The organism is Brevibacillus sp. HB2.2 (genome assembly GCF_013284275.1).
GTDB lineage: Bacteria > Bacillota > Bacilli > Brevibacillales > Brevibacillaceae > Brevibacillus > Brevibacillus brevis_D.
The window spans coordinates 1-4,051 of sequence record NZ_JABSUV010000081.1; the positions used below are offsets into that span (position 1 = coordinate 1).

1 protein-coding gene is annotated in these 4,051 nt (G+C 49.3%); it reads left to right on the forward strand.

Annotated elements, in window-relative coordinates; genetic code table 11:
- A partial coding sequence (locus HP401_RS29300) for a condensation domain-containing protein (RefSeq protein ID WP_173607602.1) occupies positions 1–4,051 on the forward strand: 4,051 nt, incomplete at both ends.

The window sequence follows — 4,051 nt, forward strand, 5'->3', positions numbered from 1 at the left end:
TCCGATTGGTGTAACAGGTGAGTTGTACATCGGCGGAGATGGTCTGGCGAATGGATATTTGAATCGTCCTGATTTGACGGAAGAGCGCTTTGTACCTAACCCGTACTCAACCGATCCGCAGGCACGACTTTATCGGACGGGTGACCTGGTTCGTTTCCTGCCAGATGGTCTTATCGAGTTCATCGGCCGAATCGACAATCAGGTAAAAGTCCGTGGATTCCGCATCGAGCTGAGTGAAGTAGAGGCAGTATTAGCCAAACATCCTGCTCTTGCTGCATCCGTCGTCATTGTCCGCGAAGATGAACCAGGCAAGAAACAGCTCGTCGCTTATGCGGTCAAGCAAGCTGAGCAAGAGGTTGACACAGCCGAGCTGCGCCAGCACTTCAAAGCACATGTTCCGGATTATATGGTGCCATCTGCTTTTGTCATGCTGGAAGAATTGCCGCTTACGCCAAACGGGAAAGTAGACCGTCGGGCCCTGCCAAAACCTGACTATGCGCACTCAAGTGATGAGCACTACGTGGCACCACATACCTTGATCGAGCGCAAACTGTCTGAGATTTGGCAAGACGTTCTCAGAATCGAAGAAATCAGTATCAACGCTAACTTCTTCGAACTCGGAGGAGACTCGATCCTGAGTATCCAAATCGTCTCTCGGGCTAACCAAGCAGGGATTCGTCTTACACCTAAACAGATCTTTGAAAACCAAACAATCGCTGAGCTGGCAGCTCTCGTTTCAACAACTGGAAACGGGGAAAGTGCTATTCAACTGGCGGAACAAGGCCTCGTAACCGGCAATGTGTTGCTTACGCCAATCCAGAAGTGGTTCTTTGCCGCTAATCAACCGTCCATCCATCACTGGAATCAATCCTTCTTGTTGACAGTCGAGGAACCGGTTGATACGAGCGCATTGGAGCGTGCCATTGCCGAATTGATTGCACACCACGATGCTTTACGCATGCGTTATACGAACAACGACGGGATATGGTCACAACACATCGAGGGCTTGGGCGAACCTGCCCCTTTCCATTTGGTTGATTTGTCTGGCATCGCAGCAGAGGAACAATTCGTGCGATTGGAAGAAATTGCAGGTGAGAAGCAGGCAAGTCTCAATATCACAGAAGGCCCGATGTTCCGAGCAGTGTACTTCCATCTTGGAAAAGAACGCGCGGGACGACTCCTGCTCGTTATTCATCACTTGGTAGTCGATGGGGTATCCTGGCGCATTTTGCTGGAAGACTTGCAGTTGGCCTATGAGCAAGCTGTGAATGGTCAGGCGGTGCAATTCCCGTCAAAAACGACGTCGTTTCAGGCATGGGCTGAACAGTTACACGCTTATGCCAAGTCTGATTCGCTTGATAAGGAAAAAGCCTTTTGGGCAAATCAAGCGTATGAAGTAGATCCACTTCCTGTAGACCGTACGTATGAGCCAGCGCAAAACATCGAGGCATCCACGAAACAGATTACACTGACGCTGACCGCCGAAGAGACGCGCACCTTGCTTCACGAAACGCTCCCTTCCTACCGTCTGCAAATCAATGACGTATTGCTGGCTTCCTTAGCAAAAGCGTTGAATCGATGGACAGGAAAAGAGAAGATGGTCGTTACGCTGGAAGGACATGGACGCGAGGAGATTATCGAGGGGGCAGATTTATCCCATACGGTTGGCTGGTTCACAAGTATGTACCCGATACTGATTTCTATCGAGCAAGAAAAACCATGGGGGCATACGCTGAAGGCAGTCAAGGAACAGCTCCGCCAGATTCCAAATAAGGGTGTCGGCTATGGAATTTTGCGCTATTTAAGTGATGATCTCGAGCTACAACATCAACTGAACGCCCAACTGAAACCGCAAATCAGCTTCAACTACCTCGGACAGTTTGATCAGACGGTGGCGGTTTCCTCTACATTTGGCATAGCGTCTGAATGCAGTGGAGCCAATCTTGCCCCTGATTCGATTCGAGAGAACTTGCTCGATATCATTAGTGCGGTAACAGGAGATCAGCTACACGTCACCTGGTTGTACAACGAAAACATCCATGACGAACAGACGATTGCGGCGGTTGCTGATCATTACATGGAAGCACTGCGGGAGATTATGACTTACACCCAATCGGCAGAAGAAATCGGCTACACACCGTCAGACTTCCCGCTGGCTAATCTGAATCAGCAGTCAATCGACAAATACATCGCTTCGGATCGTCAGCTCGAAAATGTATACCTGCTGACCCCACTGCAAGAGGGGATGCTGTTCCACTCCCTGTATGAACAAGAGGGCGGCGATTATGTTGTACAGTTCCTCATGACAGTGCGAGATATTAGCTTGGCAGCATTCGAGCAAGCTTGGCAGAGAATCGTCGACCGTCATTCGATTCTTCGTACCTCCTTTATCTGGGAAGGCTTGGAACAACCGCATCAAATCGTTCGAAAACAAGTAAAAGTAAGCGTGGAAAAAATCGACCTACGCCATGTGGATGCCGATAAGCAGGAAGCTGAAATCCAATCGTACATGGAAAAAGATCGGGTGCAAAACTTCCAGCTTAATCAGGCGCCATTAATGCGGTGGACATTGTTTTCCACAAACGATCATACGTATCGCTTCTTATGGAGCTTCCATCATATCTTGCTAGATGGCTGGAGTATGCCACTTGTCTTGCAAGATTGGCAGGCGAGTTATCAAGCGATTGATAAAGGCGAAGAAGAAAAACTAGAAGCAGTCCAACCATTCAGTCGTTATATCGCATGGCTCCATAAGCAAGATAAACAAGTTGCGGAGCGCTATTGGCGAGAGCAGTTAAAAGACTTCTACGAATCAACGCCACTTGCGATGGGAAAAGCAGGCAGTCATGCCATACAGCCTAAAGCCTACAGAGATCGCACCGTTTACTTATCCAAGGAAGTAACGGAACATCTACAAGCTTTTGCCCGCAAGCAGCAGTTGACGCTAAATACGCTGGTGCAAGGGGCATGGGCACTCATCCTGAGCGGTTACAGCGGATCAGACGATGTTGTCTTTGGAACGACGGTTTCTGGTCGTCCAGCGGAGCTGCCAGGAGTGGAAAACATGGTAGGACTCTTTATTAATACGCTACCTGTCCGCGTCATGTTTGACCCAAGCCAAACGATTCAGGAATGGTTACAACACTTGCAAAAGACACAATTAGACATCCGCCAGTATGAATACACACCACTTGTAGACGTTCAAGGCTGGAGCGAGGTTCCACATGGACAATCGTTGTTCGATAGTATTCTCGTTTTTGAGAATTACCTGAATAGCACAAGTGAGGGGTCAGATTCCGGCGTGTCGCTGAGTGAAGTCGAAGCAGTGGAGCAAACCAATTACCCATTGACATTGGTGGTAGCTCCTGGCGATGAACTTGCTCTCAAATTGATCTATGAGCAAGGACGTTTTGATTCGGAAGCGATTGTGAAAGTATTGGAACAGATGTCTCAGGTTCTACATGCCCTAACTACACAAGCGGAACAGCCGTTGACTACACTTTCATTTATTACAGACGAGGAACGTCACAAGCTGTTAGTAGAATGGAACGCAACGGAAACGGAATATGCTCGTGACGCGGTGATGCACCAGCTATTTGAAGCACAAGTAGTCGCAACACCGGATGCGGAAGCTTTAATCGTCGGAGAGGAAAGACTGACGTACGCGGAGCTGAACCGCCGTGCAAACCAGCTGGCTAACTATCTGCGGGCGCAAGGGATCGGTCCAGAGGTCTTGGTGGCTGTTCTCATGGAACGTACGACCGAGATGATTGTAGCGATGATGGGCATTCTTAAAGCTGGCGGGGCATATGTGCCGATTGATCCCGCGTATCCCCAAGAGAGAATCGGTTATACGTTGGAGGATTCGAAAGCGGCGATCGTGTTGACCCAAGGAAGTCTGCTATCCATGCTGCCCGAGCGTACAGCAAAAGTAATCTGCCTGGATCGTGACTGGGAGGCTATCGCAGAACAAAGCGAAGAAAACCTGCCGAATTTAGTGGCAGCAACGAACCTTTCCTATGTCATTTACACCTCGGGCTCGACAGGTCTG